At 64.5% G+C, this 14,979-nt stretch carries 17 protein-coding genes; 9 read left to right on the forward strand and 8 right to left on the reverse strand.

Going from position 1 to position 14,979, the window contains the following annotated elements; all coding sequences use genetic code 11:
• Positions 1-2: 2 nt before the first annotated feature.
• Positions 3-1,217, forward strand: a complete 1,215-nt coding sequence (locus ABIB06_RS28040; RefSeq protein ID WP_354046482.1) for a hypothetical protein — start codon at positions 3-5, stop codon at positions 1,215-1,217.
• Here the strand turns inward: ABIB06_RS28040 and ABIB06_RS28045 are convergent, their stop codons facing one another.
• On the reverse strand, positions 1,218-1,430 hold the full coding sequence (locus ABIB06_RS28045; protein ID WP_354046484.1) for a hypothetical protein: 213 nt from the start codon (positions 1,428-1,430) through the stop codon (positions 1,218-1,220).
• 79 nt (positions 1,431-1,509) lie between these two features.
• On the reverse strand, positions 1,510-1,848 hold the full coding sequence (gene yidD, locus ABIB06_RS28050) for a membrane protein insertion efficiency factor YidD (RefSeq protein WP_354046486.1): 339 nt from the start codon (positions 1,846-1,848) through the stop codon (positions 1,510-1,512).
• Between the two features lie 231 nt (positions 1,849-2,079).
• Between yidD and ABIB06_RS28055 the strand changes: the two genes are divergently transcribed.
• Positions 2,080-2,979 (forward strand): COG3904 family protein, encoded by a 900-nt coding sequence (locus tag ABIB06_RS28055; RefSeq protein ID WP_354046487.1) that lies wholly within the window; start codon positions 2,080-2,082, stop codon positions 2,977-2,979.
• A gap of 49 nt (positions 2,980-3,028) precedes the next feature.
• Here ABIB06_RS28055 and ABIB06_RS28060 read toward each other — a convergent pair whose 3' ends face one another.
• Positions 3,029-3,484: an iron-sulfur cluster assembly scaffold protein gene (locus tag ABIB06_RS28060; protein WP_247353174.1), complete on the reverse strand. Its 456-nt coding sequence runs from the start codon at positions 3,482-3,484 to the stop codon at positions 3,029-3,031.
• A gap of 242 nt (positions 3,485-3,726) precedes the next feature.
• Here ABIB06_RS28060 and folE point away from each other — a divergent pair, with 242 nt between their 5' ends.
• From folE to ABIB06_RS28080, 4 genes are all read left to right on the forward strand, one after another.
• Positions 3,727-4,416, forward strand: coding sequence for a GTP cyclohydrolase I FolE (gene folE / locus ABIB06_RS28065; RefSeq protein WP_247353176.1), 690 nt, complete (start codon positions 3,727-3,729; stop codon positions 4,414-4,416).
• Between the two features lie 27 nt (positions 4,417-4,443).
• Positions 4,444-4,866, forward strand: coding sequence for a phosphoribosyl-AMP cyclohydrolase (gene hisI, locus ABIB06_RS28070; RefSeq protein WP_354046489.1), 423 nt, complete (start codon positions 4,444-4,446; stop codon positions 4,864-4,866).
• Between the two features lie 87 nt (positions 4,867-4,953).
• The gene (locus ABIB06_RS28075; RefSeq protein WP_247443410.1) at positions 4,954-6,033 is read left to right on the forward strand and encodes a lytic transglycosylase domain-containing protein; all 1,080 of its coding nucleotides are present in this window, start codon (positions 4,954-4,956) and stop codon (positions 6,031-6,033) included.
• A gap of 224 nt (positions 6,034-6,257) precedes the next feature.
• Positions 6,258-7,433 carry a DUF2336 domain-containing protein gene (locus ABIB06_RS28080; RefSeq protein ID WP_354046491.1) on the forward strand — a complete coding sequence of 392 codons (1,176 nt, stop codon included), beginning with the start codon at positions 6,258-6,260 and terminating at the stop codon, positions 7,431-7,433.
• A gap of 139 nt (positions 7,434-7,572) precedes the next feature.
• Here ABIB06_RS28080 and ABIB06_RS28085 read toward each other — a convergent pair whose 3' ends face one another.
• The 3 genes from ABIB06_RS28085 to ABIB06_RS28095 form a co-directional block, all read right to left on the reverse strand.
• Positions 7,573-8,151 (reverse strand): Hpt domain-containing protein, encoded by a 579-nt coding sequence (locus ABIB06_RS28085; RefSeq protein WP_354046493.1) that lies wholly within the window; start codon positions 8,149-8,151, stop codon positions 7,573-7,575.
• Positions 8,152-8,182: 31 nt separating this feature from the next.
• Positions 8,183-8,728, reverse strand: coding sequence for a response regulator (locus tag ABIB06_RS28090; protein WP_354046494.1), 546 nt, complete (start codon positions 8,726-8,728; stop codon positions 8,183-8,185).
• An 87-nt stretch (positions 8,729-8,815) separates the two neighbouring features.
• Positions 8,816-9,595: an NAD kinase gene (locus ABIB06_RS28095; protein ID WP_354046496.1), complete on the reverse strand. Its 780-nt coding sequence runs from the start codon at positions 9,593-9,595 to the stop codon at positions 8,816-8,818.
• A 253-nt stretch (positions 9,596-9,848) separates the two neighbouring features.
• Here ABIB06_RS28095 and ABIB06_RS28100 point away from each other — a divergent pair, with 253 nt between their 5' ends.
• A complete protein-coding gene (locus ABIB06_RS28100) occupies positions 9,849-11,420 on the forward strand; it encodes a S10 family peptidase (protein ID WP_354069480.1) in 1,572 nt (523 codons plus the stop codon).
• On the opposite strand, the gene ABIB06_RS28105 is transcribed toward ABIB06_RS28100, so the two are convergent.
• Positions 11,407-12,795, reverse strand: a complete 1,389-nt coding sequence (locus ABIB06_RS28105; RefSeq protein ID WP_354046500.1) for a serine hydrolase domain-containing protein — start codon at positions 12,793-12,795, stop codon at positions 11,407-11,409. The two genes, ABIB06_RS28100 and ABIB06_RS28105, sit on opposite strands and share 14 nt — an antisense overlap.
• 109 nt (positions 12,796-12,904) lie before the next feature.
• Entirely contained in the window at positions 12,905-13,447 is a 543-nt protein-coding gene (locus ABIB06_RS28110) for a tetratricopeptide repeat protein (RefSeq protein ID WP_354046502.1), read from the reverse strand.
• Between the two features lie 251 nt (positions 13,448-13,698).
• Between ABIB06_RS28110 and ABIB06_RS28115 the strand changes: the two genes are divergently transcribed.
• Positions 13,699-14,067, forward strand: a complete 369-nt coding sequence (locus ABIB06_RS28115; protein ID WP_354046504.1) for a His-rich protein BRANT — start codon at positions 13,699-13,701, stop codon at positions 14,065-14,067.
• Between the two features lie 255 nt (positions 14,068-14,322).
• Positions 14,323-14,757 (forward strand): hypothetical protein, encoded by a 435-nt coding sequence (locus tag ABIB06_RS28120; RefSeq protein WP_354046506.1) that lies wholly within the window; start codon positions 14,323-14,325, stop codon positions 14,755-14,757.
• Positions 14,758-14,979 lie beyond the last annotated feature (222 nt).

Consider the following 14,979-nt stretch of genomic DNA (forward strand, 5'->3'; position numbering starts at 1 on the left):
ACATGTTTCGACCCATGAGAATTGCGGCCGTCGCTCTCGCTTTGCTGGCTGCGGCCGTTTCGTCCGCGCGTGCCGCCGACGCAACCTTCGACGATACCGCGCGCTTCCTCGCGGGCATGCAGCCTTCGGCGGATTCGCCGCTGGTGCCGCTCACGAAGGACCCGGGCTGGCAGCGCCACGCAAAGTTCTTCGACGGCGCCTTCGCTCAGCTCGAGCAGCGTCAGCTCGCGAAGATCCGCAACTGGTCCGATGTCAATCTGGCGGCACCCAGGCCGACCATGTTCTATTTGTTCAGCGGCCCCGACTTCCTCTATGCCAACGCCTTTTATTCGAAGGCCAGCACCTACGTGCTCGGCGCGCTGGAGCCGGTCGGTGCGGTGCCCGACCTGACGCGGCTGCCGCGCGGTTCGGTGGGCGCCGCGCTCTACAATGTCGAGCGATCGCTCGGCTCGATCCTGAATTTTTCCTTCTTCATCACCAAGCAAATGAAAGTCGACCTGCACACCAACCAGGTCAACGGCACCTTGCCGATCCTCTATGTCTTCCTGGTCCGGTCCGGCAAGACCATCCGCAATGTCGAGATGGTCGCGCTCGACGACAAGGGCGGGATGCATGTCGGCAACGACAATCCAGGACCGAACGCGACGCGCGGCGCCCGCATCACCTTCGTCGGCAGCGACGGCGAAGCGCGCACCCTGTATTATTTTTCGACCGATCTCTCCAATTCAGGTGCACGCGCGGCGGGCTTCCTGAAGTTCTGCGAGACGCTCGGGCCCGGCAACAGCCTGATCAAGAGCGCGTCCTATCTCTTGCACTCCGGCAATTTCACCGTCGCGCGCGACTGGCTGCTTGCCAACAGCGCGACCATCATCCAGGACGATTCCGGCATTCCGCTTTCCAGCTACAACGCGCGGCAATGGCGGTTCTTCCCGTTCGGCCGCTACCTCGGGCCGATCAGCGAATTTCCCGGCCGCTATCAGGAGCGCTACGCCAACCTGTTCACGCGCGCCCAGCCGATCGATTTCGGCGTCGGCTATCGCTGGCGCATGCATGAATCGAACTTGCTGCTGTCGGTGAGGGTACCGGGAAGCGACACAGCGCCGGATGCGGAGACGACCTCATCCGCAGAGCCATCGGCGAAACCGCCGCGTCCGAAGCGGCCACGTCCGCCGGAGCCGATCCCACCACCGCTCGGACGCTTTTTCTGGTCCCGCTGATTACCAGTGAACGCTCTGGCTCGGTACGATGAACGCCGTCGTGCTGGGCGGCGTTGCAATACTCGTCGCCAAGTACCAGCCGGAGCCGACGACGAGCACCAGCAGGGCGATGATGGCGATCATGTCAAGGGTTCTGGGGTCGTGACCTCTCGAACCACCCCGGGAACCCAGCCCAAGGCTGAAGTGAAAATGAGGGCTGATTTTCCAGCGCATTGTTGTTTCCTCCCGTGGGAGCATCACATCAACGCGAACGAAGCATTCCAGTTCCACTCAAGGCAGCGCTCCATCCTGCTTAAGGGGCGTTGACGCCGCGCCAGCGGGCGTAACGCCACGGCAAATACCAGCGCGCGCTTTGTGGTGCGGTAAGGGGCACGTTGTCGATGCCCGAGGTACCGAACGGGTTGCAGCGGATCAGGCGAGCGAGCGTCATCCAGCCGCCAGCCCAGAGCCCGAACCGTTCGATCGCCTCGTCGCCATAGATGGAGCAGGTCGGCAGGTGCCGGCAATTGTAGCCAACCAGCGGCGAGAGCGTGTGGCGGTACAGCCAGATCAGAGCGCGGCCGAATCTGCGCGGTAGCCGGAACGCGCCCGCGACGGGAGTGGAACAGTGCTCGCAGGCTGAATGCTTCATGGGCGCTTTGCTGCGATTGTGAGCGAGGTTATGCGCGGTTCCGACGCAGGGAACTGTAAGCTGTTGTTTGTACGCCACATTTTACGTGCTTTTTGGGAGCAGTGCAGCAAGTACCGGTGGACGATCTGTATTCCCCCGGATACCATTTTTGTGACGTTCATGTGAGACTCATTGGAACGTCGGAGCAGGGCTTACCTGAATCGCTTTAGGAGCCTTGGGGAAGGGATCGGTTTGAAATTTCTGAGGGCGCTCAATCTTCGCGGCTGGTTGCTGGTGGGAGCCGCTGCCTGTGGGGTCATGCTCGCTGGCGCCGTCGCCACATTCGGGTCGTCGGCGCGAGCCGGTGTTGCCCTCGAAGAGCGCAAGCTGCCAATGAAGTTTGGCTGGATCGCCTGCGAGCCGAATTGCCGCGGATGGGTCAGCGCGACCGGCATCATCACCGCTGATACGCCCAGGGATTTCGAGGAATTTTCTCGCGGACGCCAGCTCGGCGGCGCCACTGTGGTGCTCGATTCCAGCGGCGGTTCCGTCAACGACGCGATCACGCTCGGCCGGCGCTTCCGCAATCTCGGACTTTTGACCACGGTCGGCATCAGCGTTCAGAACCGCGGCGGCCAGTCGGCCCGTCCGGCGGTCGCGCCTGAGGCCTATTGCGAATCCATGTGCGTGTTCCTGCTGCTGGCCGGCAAGAAGCGCTACGTGCCGGACGCGGCCCATGTCCGGGTCCACCAGATCTGGATGGGCGATCGCGCCGACGATGCCAGGGCGGCGAGCTACAGCGCGCAGGACCTGATGATCGTGGAGCGCGACATCGGTCGGCTCGCCAAATACACATTCGACATGGGCGGTGCCGGCGATCTGCTGTCGCTCGCGCTCAGCGTCCCGCCGTGGGAAGATTTGCACGAGCTCGACGCAGGCGAGCTCAAGCTCACCAATCTTGTGACCACTGATCTCGTGGCCGACGTGCTGCCGCATGTGGACATCTCAGCGCCGGCAATGGCGGAGCTTGCACCGAAAACGCAGGCGAGGTTCGGCGCGGAACCGGAGCAGCCTGCCAAGTCGACCAAGACGGCGGAAGCCCTGGTGCCGACGGGCGGCGTAGCCAAGCCGGGCGCGGCGTCGCAGAAATAGCCTCGAATGTCCGATTTCGTTTCCGGGGTCTCTGGCTACGAGCCCGGAGTCAGCCTTGCACTGGAGCCGGCTGCTTGGCCTTGGCCTCGACCTGACCGATGGCATCGACCACCGCATCGAAGGTCAGGAGCGTCGAGGCGTGGCGCGCCTTGTAGTCGCGGACCGGCTCAAGGAATTTGATCTCTTCCCATTTGCCTTCAGGAGGCGCGCCGTTCTCCTTCAGCATCTTGCGAACAGTTTCGCGTAACTCACGGAGTTCGCTCGCAGTCGATCCGACGATCTGACTTGCCATGATGGATGAAGAGGCCTGGCCCAGCGCGCAGGCCTTCACGTCATGGGCGAAGTCGGTGACCTTGTCGCCCTCCATCTTGAGGTCGATTTTCACGGTCGAGCCGCACAGCTTGGAGTGGGCGGTCGCGGTGGCATCGGGATCCGACAATCGCCCGAGTCGCGGAATATTCCCGGCTAGTTCGATGATCCGCTTGTTATAGATGTCGTTCAGCATGTGATGGAGTCCAGCACTTCCTCACCCGATCGGCCTTGGCGGGCGGCGTCCATGGTCCTATATAGTGCTGGAACTGGCGGAAAAACAGCCCAGCGGTGCGCTGGCGGTCTTTCAGATCTGCGCTGCCAGCGTGATGACCCAAGGACCTTTTTCGTCAAAGCTGTTCTCTACAGGCGTCCGGCGGCTTCGCCGCCCCGTCTGCCGGTGACACTCCGGCCGCAAGGCCGTCGAACGGAGTAGACATGGACGCTACAATCAAATCCATCCGCCCCAGCAAGCCCTCCGATCGGCAGCCCGAGAGCCGCCCGGCAGAGCTTGATCCTTCCGAATTCCTCGCGGCTGCCGTCCGCGCCGACCAGCCGCGCCCGGCGCGCGCCGAGGCCGAGCAGGCGGTGAAGACGCTGCTCGCTTATATTGGCGAGAACACCAACCGCGAGGGCCTGCTCGACACACCGCGCCGCGTGGTCGAGGCTTTCGACGAGCTCTACCAGGGCTACCACCAGTGCCCGGCCGAGGTGCTCGATCGGACCTTCGGCGAGACCGCCGGGTATGACGATTTCGTGCTGGTGCGCGACATCGAGTTCACCTCGCAGTGCGAGCACCACATGATGCCGTTCTACGGCAAGGCGCACATCGCCTACACGCCGGTGGAACGCGTGGTCGGCCTGTCGAAGCTTGCGCGCCTTACCGACATCTTCGCCCGCCGGCTCCAGACCCAGGAGCACATGACCGCGCAGATCGCTGCGGCGATCGACGAGGTCCTCAAGCCGCGCGGCGTTGCCGTGCTGATCGAGGCTGAGCATACCTGCATGTCGGTGCGCGGCGTCGCCAAGCATGGCGCCTCCACCTTCACCAGCCGCTTCACCGGCATGTTCCGCGATAATCCGGCGGAGCAGGCTCGTTTTCTGTCCCTGGTGCGAGGCACGCGCTGACCTCGCGAATTGACCGGCGAGGGCGTTGTGTCCGCTCACTCCCATGAGACCGAGGAAGGGCTGTCCTTCCAGCCCCTGTTCGACGCCGCTGGCCTCGTGACCGTCGTCGCGACCGACGTCGCGACCGGCGACGTGCTGATGGTCGCGCACATGAACCTCGAAGCGTTGCGCAAGACCATCGCGACCGGCGAAGCCTGGTACTTCAGCCGCTCGCGCAATGCCTTGTGGCGAAAAGGTGAGACGTCGGGTCAGACCCAGCGCGTGGTCGAGATGCGTACCGATTGCGACCAGGACGCGGTCTGGCTCCGTGTCGAGCAGATCGGCGCGGCGTGTCATACTGGCCGACGCTCCTGCTTCTATCGCAAGGTCGAGGCCGAAGACGGCGGCGCCAAGCTCGTCTTCGTCGATGCGGAGCGGCTGTTCGATCCGGACGCGGTCTACAAGAAATAGTCCTGCCGTCATGCGGAGGCGGGCTGGCGGCCGAATTAACCCCGCATTAACCATACCTGTCCCACGGTGAGACGACAGGGCGCCGAATTGCCGGCGCCGCTCAACGCCGCGCGGGGCGGGCCCTTCATCATGTCGGTCGACAATTCCAGTGGCTCGCAGACGGCGGTTCTCGATCCGTCGCGGGCACGCGTCGCCGGTGCGATCAAGCAGGCCTCGAACGTCGCGGGCGTCAGCTTCCAATACATGCTGACCACCGCCAAGATGGAATCGGATTTCGATCCGAGCGCCGGTGCCACCACATCGTCGGCGCATGGGCTCTACCAGTTCATCGACCAGACCTGGCTCGGCACGGTGAAGGAGGCGGGCGCCCAGCTCGGCTATGGCAATTATTCCGACGCCATCACCAGGACCTCGTCGGGCACCTACACCGTCGATGATCCCGCGATGAAGCGATCGATCATGAAGCTGCGCGACGATCCGGAGGCCGCATCCAGCATGGCGGCTGCGCTGACGCAGTCGAACAGCTTCAAGCTTACTGGACTGCTTGGCCGCAGGCCGAGCGACAGCGAACTCTACATGGCCCATTTCATGGGCGTCGGCGGCGCCGCAAAGCTGATCGCCAATGCCGAGGACAATCCGCAAGCCGTTGGCGCGCGGTTGTTTCCCAATGCGGCATCCGCCAACCGCTCGATCTTCTACGCCAAGGACGGCCGCGCCCGCAGCGTCTCCGAGGTCTATTCGGTGCTGGATGCACGCTATGCCGGCGCTGCAAATTCGAAATCGACCCGCAGCGCGATGGCGGCGTATGGCGACACGCCGTCGACCACGCAGGTCGCAAGCGCCAACGGCGTGCAGCCCGTCGCGCCGGTGATCGACAACGCCGCCTATCTCCAGACCTTTCCAAACACACGCGCGATGACGCCGGCGAGCGCCATGGCGCCAACGACGGTCGCGGACAATGCGCCGAGCACGCCAGTGTTTCGATCGCTCTATCAGCCCGGCGATGCAACGCAGCCGGTCTCGACGACCGTGCAGAAATTGTGGGGCAACAATGCCTCGCTCAATTCGGTCGCACCCGCGACCTCGGGCGCATCGGCAACGCCCGACGTTCGGCCGCCGCAGCCGCTTGATCTCTTCAGCGATCGCAGCGGCACGTTCTCGAGCTAATATCTGCACTCGTGTCCCGCACAAGGCGCAACGCGTAAGCGATGCGCCGCAGAGCCGGGACCCATGCCGCACAGACGGCTGTCGAAGCGCTTCGGTTCCATTAACAAAACGTCAATAAAACCAAACGGTTATGGTGAACGCTTTGTTAAGCGTCGTGGTTTATTTTGTGTTGCAGGTGACAAGCCGTCACCGCTTCGTCTTCGTTGCGTTAAGCCGGAAGCACCATGATCGTTCGGCAGTTCATCAATTGGATCAGGACGGCGCCCGCCGGCGAGCGGGCCGAGGCGACACGGGCGTTGGCCCGGGCCTGGCTGATCTCAGATCTTTCCCGTGACGACCGGGTTGCCGCCGAAGGCGCGCTTCTGATGCTGCTCGACGATCCCTCGCCGCTGGTGCGGCAGGCGATGGCCGAGGCGTTTGCACGCAGCACCGAGGCGCCGGCCGCAATCGTGCGGGCGCTGTCGGCGGACCAGCCGACCGTCGCGCTGCCGGTGCTCGAACATTCTCCGCTGCTGATCGACGCCGATCTCGTCGACATCGTCGCGACCGGCAACGACGAAGTGCAGTGCGCGGTCGCCCGCCGCATCGCGCTGCCGGTATCGGTCTGCGCCGCCATTGCCGAAGTCGGCTGCGCGGCGGCAGCGCTCGAGCTGATCGAAAATCCTCATGCCGAGCTTGCGCTGTTCTCCTGGGATCGCATCGTCGAACGTCATGGCCATCTCGCCGCGATCCGCGAGGCGATGCTGGTGCTGGAGGATCTGCCGTCCGCCACGCGCGCCGCGCTGGTGGCGAAACTCTCCGAGACGCTGGCGCAATTCGTCGTGGCCCGGAACTGGCTCAGTGCCGACCGCGCCGAGCGCATCGCGACCGAGGCGCGTGACCGCTCCACCATGAACATCGCGGCGCGCTCGCGCGGCGAGGACATGCAGGGTCTTGTCCGGCACCTGCGCATCACGGGCCAGCTCACCGCGGGTCTTGTTCTGCGCGCGCTGCTGTCGAGCAATCTCGACTTGTTCGACGCGGCGCTGGCTGAACTCGCCGATCTGCCGCTGGCGCGCGTGACCGCACTGCTGCACGATCGCGGCGGCAACAGCCTGCACGCGTTGCTCCGCCGCGCCGGGCTTCCCGAGGCGACGTTTGCGGCATTCCAGGTCGCGCTCGATGCTTGCCACGAGCAAGGCTTTGTCGACAGCGACGACAATGCGGCGCGGCTGCGCCGGCGCATGGTCGAGCGCGTGCTCACCCATTGCGAGACCGACCGCGGCGCCACCGAGCCGCTGATGGTCCTGCTGCGCCGCTTCGCCACCGAATCCGCGCGCGAAGAGGCAAGGCTGTTCTGCGACGAGCTGGTCGCGGACGAGGCGGTCGATCCGGGGTACGACGAGCTGATCGCGGCCTGAATCGTAGCTTGTGTCGCCCCGGCGAAGGCCGGGGCCCATACCGCGAGGTCTCGCAATTGAAGCGAGATGGCCGCCGCCTTTTGCAATAATTCCCGCTGGTAGTCATGGGTTCCGGCCTTCGCCGGAACGACGCCTATGGCTACTCCGCCGGCGCGATGCTCGGCGCCAGGATTACCTCGAGATGCTCGGGGCGGTCGCGGTTGACCTGGGCGAGATAGTCGTCGGCGACCTTGCGCAGGCGCCGGCTGAGCTCGGCGGAGACGCTGATGTGGTCGAGCTTGGTGTTCTCGTGCACGATGGCGAGGATGGCGTTGATGTGGTGCGTGAACAGCTCGGCCGGCACCTTTTCGAGATCTGGCGCATGCTCGATGACGCGGCACAGGCTCTCGGCAATTCCCGCCGCCGCCGGATAGCCGAAGGTCGCGGCATCGCCCTTGACGTCGTGCGCAGCGCGAAAGAGCTCGTCGCGCCTGTCCTTGGTGAAGCCGTTGTGCCGGATGGCGACGTAGGCGGCCGACAGCCGGTTGATCTCGATCACCATCCAGTCCTTGAACTCGCTGGCGAGGCCCGCGAGCGCCTGTTCGGCCCGGCCGACCGGATCGTCCATGTCCTTCTCTTCGACACGGCGCAGGACCGTACGCAGCGGGTTGGGCTGCGTGATGATTTGATGCGTGGCGAAGGCCGTGACCTTGATGTCCCTTGCGCTGTTCTTCGCCATGATATCGGCCTCGACCGTGAGAGACGTTGCGCTAGATGGAGGAGCGGGCCTTGTCGAGCAGCGAAGGCTGCTGCAGCACCTCGTGCTTTTCGCCGACGCGGCGCTCGGGACCCATATAAGCGGAGATGGTGTTGCGGCGCCGGTCCGGGCCGAAATAGGTCTTGGTCTTGATGAAGGGGCGGGGACTGGCGACCACGTTGAGGATGCGCTGGTAGAGCCCCTTCGCCGAGATCGGCTTGGCCAGGAATTCGGTGACGCCGGCATCGCGCGCCACGGTGACGCGGCGCTTCTCGGAATGGCCGGTCAGCATGATGATCGGCGCGTAGGGATTGCCCTTGGAGTCCGGCTGCCGGATCATCTGCGCCAGCTCGAGCCCGTCGAAGATCGGCATCGCCCAGTCCGCGATGACGATGTCGGGCACGTAATGGCTGTACATTTCCAGCGCCGTGGCGCCGTCCTCGGCTTCGTAGACCTCGCGCGCGCCGAAGGAATGCAGCAGCGTCCGCAGGATGCGGCGCATGTGCGGATTGTCGTCGCAGATGAGGAAACGCAGCTTGTTGAAATCGATGCGGAACATGGAGCCTGGGCCGAAGCGGTCAACTTTCGTTAACCATATCGCGCCGACGGTTAACGAAGGGTTGCGATCGGCAGTCTGACGAGGCGCTCAGGAGCCGAACTGCTCGCGCAGAATGCGCTCCTCCAGGCTGTGACCGGGGTCAAACAGCATACACATCGAGATGGTCCTGTCGGACAGCACCTCGACGCGGCGGACGTCGCGGACCTCGTCATGGTCGGCGACCGCCGCCACGGGGCGCTTGTCGCCCTCCAGCACCTCGATCACGACATAAGCCGTGTTCGGCAGCAGCGCGCCGCGCCAGCGGCGCGGGCGGAAGGCGCTGATCGGCGTCAGCGCCAGCAGCGCAGCGTTGATCGGCAGGATCGGTCCCTGGGCGGACAGATTGTAGGCGGTCGAGCCGGCCGGTGTTGCCACCATGATGCCGTCGGCGATCAGCTCGGTCATGCGTTCACGCTCGTCGATCAGGATCCGCAGGCGCGCGGCCTGGTAGGTCTGCCGGAACAGGGCGACCTCGTTGATGGCGTGATGCAGGTGGACGCGGTCGTTGGCGTCGGTCGCGCGCATCAGGAGCGGGTTGATCTCGGATTCCTTCGCCGCCTCGAGACGGGCCCGAAGATCGACCGTCGAGTACTCGTTCATCAGGAAGCCGACGGTGCCGCGGTGCATGCCGTAGATTGGTTTGCCCGAGCGCATGTTCCGGTGCAGCGTCTGGAGCATGAGCCCGTCGCCGCCAAGTGCGACCACGACGTCTGCCTCCTCGACGGTGCAATTGCCATAATCCCTGGTCAACTCGCCGAAGGCCGCTTGCGCCTCGCTGCTCGGGCTGGCGACGAAGGCGATCCGGTCGTATCGCGCTGGCTTGGTCATGGTTTCCGGGGCAGGGCCGCTGGAGAAAGTTCCGCCGGGCTCGTCTATACGACCTGGGCCTCGATTGTCGAGGATGACCGCCCTTCAAAGGAGACCGGCAACTGCCCATCCCGATCTGAGGATAAAATCGGGTCGATTTGCGCCCAACCGGGCTCTCCAGGCAGCGCTGGACCCACGATCCCCCAAACCGTCGCAATTCCGCGCTAGCCTTGCGGTCCGGACCGATGCTCGCAGCCGGGCAGGGAGAACGATCATGGCGACGAATATGCCGGCGCTCCGCCGCGCGACCTTGGTACTGGCGGTGTCGGCTTTCGCGCTTGCGGGATTTGCGCGTGCGGATGATCCGCCGCAACCGCGCGCCGAGACCGCGGCGCCAGCCGGACAAAAGGGCGGGCGTGGCGGCGGCGCACAAAGCGCGTCTCAGAATTCATCGTCATCCGCCGAGCCGCACCGTCTCCCCTCGGATTCGACCACGAAGCAGACGCTCGATCTTCCCGGCCGTACCCTCAACTTCGCCGCGACCGCTGGTTCGATCCGCGTGTTCGACGGCAAGGGCGAGCCGCTGGCCGACATTGCCTATACATCCTATGAGCTCGACGGCGCCGACCGTGCGACGCGCCCCGTAATGTTCCTGTTCAACGGCGGCCCCGGTGCGTCCTCGGCATGGCTCCAGTTCGGCGCGGCCGGGCCGTGGCGGCTACCGCTCGATGGCGAAGCTCTGTCGCCGTCCGCCTCGCCCGAGGTGAAGCCGAATGCGGAGACCTGGCTCGATTTCACCGATCTCGTCTTCATCGATCCCGTCAGCACAGGCTACAGCCGCTTCATTGCCAGCGGCGAGGATGCGCGCAAGTCGTTCTACTCCGTTGATGGCGACGTCAATGCGATCGCGCTTGTGATCCGCCGTTGGCTGGAGAAGCACGATCGGCTGACTTCGCCGAAATACGTCGCGGGCGAGAGCTATGGCGGCATTCGCGGGCCGAAGGTGGTGCGCCAGTTGCAGCTCCAGCATGGGGTCGGCGTCAGGGGATTGATCCTGGTGTCGCCGCTCCTGGACTTCCGCGAGTTCACCGGCACCAGCCTCCTGCAATATGTCGCGACGCTGCCAAGCTATGTCGCGGTGGCGCGCGAAGCCAAAGGGTCGTCGGTCAAGCGCGCCGATCTCGCCGACGTCGAGGCTTACGCGCGCGGCGACTTTCTGGCCGATCTCGTCAAGGGCGAGGCGGACAAGGAGGCCACCAACCGTCTTGCCGACAAGGTCGCCGAGCTCACCGGTATCGACCAGGCGGTCAGCCGCCGGCTCGCCGGCCGGTTCGATGTCGGGGAATTCCGCCGCGAGTTCGATCGCAAAGGTGGCAAGGTGACGGGCCGCTACGATGCCTCGGTGCGCGGCTTCGATCCCTATCCGGATTCGAGCAGTTCGCGGTTCGGCGACCCCTCAGGCGATGCGCTGCAGGCGCCGCTGACGAGTGCCGCGGTCGACGTCCTGACGCGAAAACTCAACTGGCGGCCGGACGGCTCCTACGAGGTCCTGAACGGTGCCGTCGAGGGCAAATGGGATTTCGGCCGCGGCATCAACCCGCCGCAGTCGGTGTCCGAGCTGCGCCAGATCCTTGCCACGGATGCCAAGCTGAACGTGCTGGTCGCGCACGGCCTATTCGATCTCGCCACGCCCTATTTCGGATCGAAGCGGGTGCTCGACCAGTTGCCGGCCTTCGCGACACAGCGGGTGAAATTCATCGTCTATCCCGGCGGCCACATGTTCTATTCGCGCGACGGCTCGCGGCAGGCGTTGCGGAGCGAGGTCGAGACTCTCATTCGGGAGTAGGCCGTCGCGTGCGCGGCTTGTATCTCCGCGCGATCTCACGCGCCACGACCTTTGCCGGCTTGATGTTGGCGCCCGCAATCCAGACGTCGCTGACCTTGCCGCGCTTGTCGCGGATGCGCCGCACGGGCTCGCCGTGGCTGGAATAGCCGGCGGCCCAGGCAAGCTTGCCGGTGTCTCGGCCGGTGACCTCGATCTCGGCAGCGTCCATGAACGGGTTGTTGAACTGGGGATTGGCGACCAGCACGCGGTTGCCTGCAGGCACGAGGTCGCTCGCGCCCCAGATCGTCCACCAGCGCCCGGTCCAGTCGCGCACGCGCCGGTCGGGTGCGCCGCGCGTTTTAAACACGTGCAGGATCTGCATCGCGCCGTCCATCCAGAACGGCGCCGCGCCGTCAATGGAGTTGCTGAGGATGCTGATCGCGAGCTCGCAAGCGGGGATGGAGCAGGTCCGCGAGATGTAGCCTTGAAAGCCGCCGCCATGGCCGAACCAATCCCAGCCGTCGGTCTTGCCGGCGTTGACGCCGAGGCCGTAGTAACCTTCGAAGCTCTGCGGCACGCGCCAATGGTTTCGCGTCATCTCGCGGCGGCTCGCGACCGATAGCACGCTCTTTTTCGCATTGGGCGCGAGCTGCGCGAAGAAGCGGGCCGTATCGGCGGCGGTCGCGACGAAGCCGGCGGCCGATGCCATGGCGTGCGCGGGATTGTCGCCTGGGATTACACATCGCTCTCCGTACGGCAGCTTGCGGGTGTGACCGCGCGCGAATGCCGCGCTCTTGGGAAGCGGCGCGTCCGGCTCGGTCTCGCGCAGGCCTGCGGCTTCGATGATCTCGCGCTTGATCCAGACCGGGTAGGGCTCCTTCGTCACGGCCTCGATGAGGAGACCGATCAGGCCAAAGCCGTGGTTGGAATATTTGAAGCGCGTGCCCGGTTCGATCGCGGTCGGCAGCTTCAATTCCGCCGCCAGCTCCTTGGCGTTGAGATAGGGACGGTTGTCGATGAACTGGCTGGAATCGGCGCCGTCGCGCGTCAGTCCCGCGCTGTGCGAGAGCACTTGCGCAATTGTTGTTTCGGCGACGCGCGGATGCAGGCCGACGACATATTGTCCGATGGGATCGTCAAGCCGGAGCTTGTGCTGCTCGCGCAGCTTCATGATGCCGGCCGAGGTAAAACTCTTGGAGTGGGAGGCGATGCGAAAGCGGTGGCGCGGGGTGAGCTTCTCGCCGGTGTCGAGATTGGCGAGGCCGAACGCGTGCTCGGCGACCACCTCGCCGAGATGGACGAATGCGACCATAACGCCGGGCTGTTGAAACGTCGTCTGCTGGAATTCGATCCAGGAGCCGATGTAGTCGATCGCGGATCGCAGCCACTTGTCCATTGCGCACCAATTTACGAGGGGAGGATTGGTGCGGAAGGCTATCCGAGAACGCAGAATGGGCACAACCCTGCGGTTGTGCCCATTTGCTTCATTCGAAGATGCCGCGTCTTTAGTAAACGAGGGTCGCGCCGGTCGGCTTGTCGAGCGCCGTGGCAAGCGAGCGATACTCGGAGCTGTCGGTGCCGGCGAGCGAGGCGATCTTGTTCAAGTGATACTGCGCCTGCTCCCGGTTGCCCTGCTCGAGCTGCCAGAGGCCGTAATACTGCCAGGTGCGGACGTGGTTCGGATCGTCCTTCAGCGCCAGCTCGTAATAGATCTTCGACGATTGGTAGTCGCCGATCTTGCGATAGGAATAGCCGATCAAATTGGCGACGTCGGCGACGTCGTCGCGCTCGAGCGACTTCAGCTGGCCGATCGCACCCGTGTAGTCGTGATTGTCGTAGATCGTGGTGTAGGCGGTACGGTACGCGGCAAGGAATTTCGGATCGCTGACGGAGGAGCTCTTCTTCTTGCCCTTCTTGGTCGAGGTGTCCGACTTCGGCGGCGACGAGGGTTCGTCGCTGCCTGCGGCATAGGCGCTGGTCAGAGCCGGCCCGGCCGCCAACGTCATGGCGACAAGTCCCGGCACAAGAAGCGTTGAGAGTTTGCGCATCTAAGTTCTCCCGTATGAAGCGTGGCGATCCTACACGATTGCCCAGAGACCGGAACACCCGGCGCGCAAAAACATTCCCCGCCGCCCCGGTCTATTCGCCCTGCCGCAGATGACAAACGTGTCATCGAGATGAACGGAAACCTGCAAAGGGCTTCAGACTGGGTTCAGCGCCCGCCGCCTAGGCTCTCACCTATGATCGAAGGGTAGGCGAGAGGGTGCCGCCTCAAGATCCTTCCAAGAGGAGACCAACCATGTTGAAGACCATTTCCGCAGCCTTGCTCGCAGCTTCCGTGATTGCAGCTCCGGCCTTCGCCACCGAAGCCGGAAAGACCACCACGACCACGCCGGTGATCAAGGCGGACCAGAGCCAGACCAAGGTGTCGACCACCGCCGCGAAACCCGACGCCGGCCTCAAGGCGGACGCCAAGGTCTCCGACATCAAGGCGGGCGCCAAGGTGGATACCAAGTCGAAGGCGATGAACGCCAACGCCGCGGTCACGCCGGACGAGCACAAGACCGTGCGCACGCATCGCCACCACCACAAGCATCTGGCGGCGAAGAAGTCTCTGAAGACGCAGCCGGACGTGACCAAGCCGGCGACAATGGACAAGCGCAGCTAACGACTGATCCGGCGCGGCGACGTCGTAGCATTGCCCAGTCGCCGCGTGAGGAATTCAGGCCGGCCCGTCGATTCGGCGCCTGCGCGAAAGCGCAGCCGTCGGCGGCGGGCCGGTGCGCTATCCGCAAGGCTCTTGGCGGCAAGGTTTGTGGCGGCAAGGCTTGTGGCGGCAGGACGTGCGAGCAGGACCGAGTTCCCTTCGCGCAATCTTGAGGCTAGAACAGCTTCTGGTCTGATTGAACGGAGAGCGTAAGCGGTGGGGCAATTGGCGAAACGAGCGGTACGCCTGGCATTGATCCTGGCATTGCCGTTGGCGCTGGCGGCATGTTTCGGCAGCGACGGTGACCGTCCAACCCTGATGGACGGGACCCAGGCCGGCGGGCCGCAGCCGTTTCCCGACAATTTCCGCAGCGATACGCTGGCCTTGATGCGCAGCTATCTGAACAACCCGGTGGGCGTGCGCGACGCCAGCATGGCCGAGCCGTTGCAGCGCGAGGTCGGCGGCCGCCAGTTCTATGTCAGCTGCCTGCACTTCACCCCACGCGAAACCGACGGCACCTACAAGGCCATGCGGGAACGCGCCGTCATTTTCGTCAACGGCCGGGGGGACCGCGTCGTCGATCGCGCCGGCGAGCTGTGCGCGGGCGCGGTTTACGTACCCTTTCCGGAACTGGAAAAGATGACGCGGTAGCGCAAAGCCCGCCTTCATCGGCTGGTGGTAGGACAGAGGCCGCCGGAGCTGCCGGATCACATTTCGGCGAGCTTTGAACGGGGTGGTTTCGCCTTGCGACAAATTGTTACGCAGATCTTTGCGCAGGCTAGGGTCTGTTGGGATTCATCTGGAGTTTATCGCGGCCGCGGCCAGATAGATCATTGAAGTGAAGCTCTGGTCGGTCTTGTCGGCGCGCATTGC

Source organism: Bradyrhizobium sp. LB8.2 (assembly GCF_040548035.1).
In the GTDB taxonomy this organism is placed as follows: Bacteria; Pseudomonadota; Alphaproteobacteria; order Rhizobiales; family Xanthobacteraceae; genus Bradyrhizobium.

Coding starts and splice junctions, on each gene's coding strand:
- ABIB06_RS28115 (WP_354046504.1), top strand. CDS start 13,699: ATGTTGAAGACCATTTCCGCAGCCTTGCTCGCAGCTTCCGTGATTGCA.
- yidD (WP_354046486.1), bottom strand. CDS start 1,848: ATGAAGCATTCAGCCTGCGAGCACTGTTCCACTCCCGTCGCGGGCGCG.
- ABIB06_RS28085 (WP_354046493.1), bottom strand. CDS start 8,151: ATGGCGAAGAACAGCGCAAGGGACATCAAGGTCACGGCCTTCGCCACG.
- ABIB06_RS28090 (WP_354046494.1), bottom strand. CDS start 8,728: ATGTTCCGCATCGATTTCAACAAGCTGCGTTTCCTCATCTGCGACGAC.
- ABIB06_RS28040 (WP_354046482.1), top strand. CDS start 3: ATGTTTCGACCCATGAGAATTGCGGCCGTCGCTCTCGCTTTGCTGGCT.
- ABIB06_RS28110 (WP_354046502.1), bottom strand. CDS start 13,447: ATGCGCAAACTCTCAACGCTTCTTGTGCCGGGACTTGTCGCCATGACG.
- ABIB06_RS28045 (WP_354046484.1), bottom strand. CDS start 1,430: ATGCGCTGGAAAATCAGCCCTCATTTTCACTTCAGCCTTGGGCTGGGT.
- ABIB06_RS28080 (WP_354046491.1), top strand. CDS start 6,258: ATGATCGTTCGGCAGTTCATCAATTGGATCAGGACGGCGCCCGCCGGC.
- ABIB06_RS28105 (WP_354046500.1), bottom strand. CDS start 12,795: ATGGACAAGTGGCTGCGATCCGCGATCGACTACATCGGCTCCTGGATC.
- folE (WP_247353176.1), top strand. CDS start 3,727: ATGGACGCTACAATCAAATCCATCCGCCCCAGCAAGCCCTCCGATCGG.
- ABIB06_RS28060 (WP_247353174.1), bottom strand. CDS start 3,484: ATGCTGAACGACATCTATAACAAGCGGATCATCGAACTAGCCGGGAAT.
- ABIB06_RS28100 (WP_354069480.1), top strand. CDS start 9,849: ATGGCGACGAATATGCCGGCGCTCCGCCGCGCGACCTTGGTACTGGCG.
- ABIB06_RS28095 (WP_354046496.1), bottom strand. CDS start 9,595: ATGACCAAGCCAGCGCGATACGACCGGATCGCCTTCGTCGCCAGCCCG.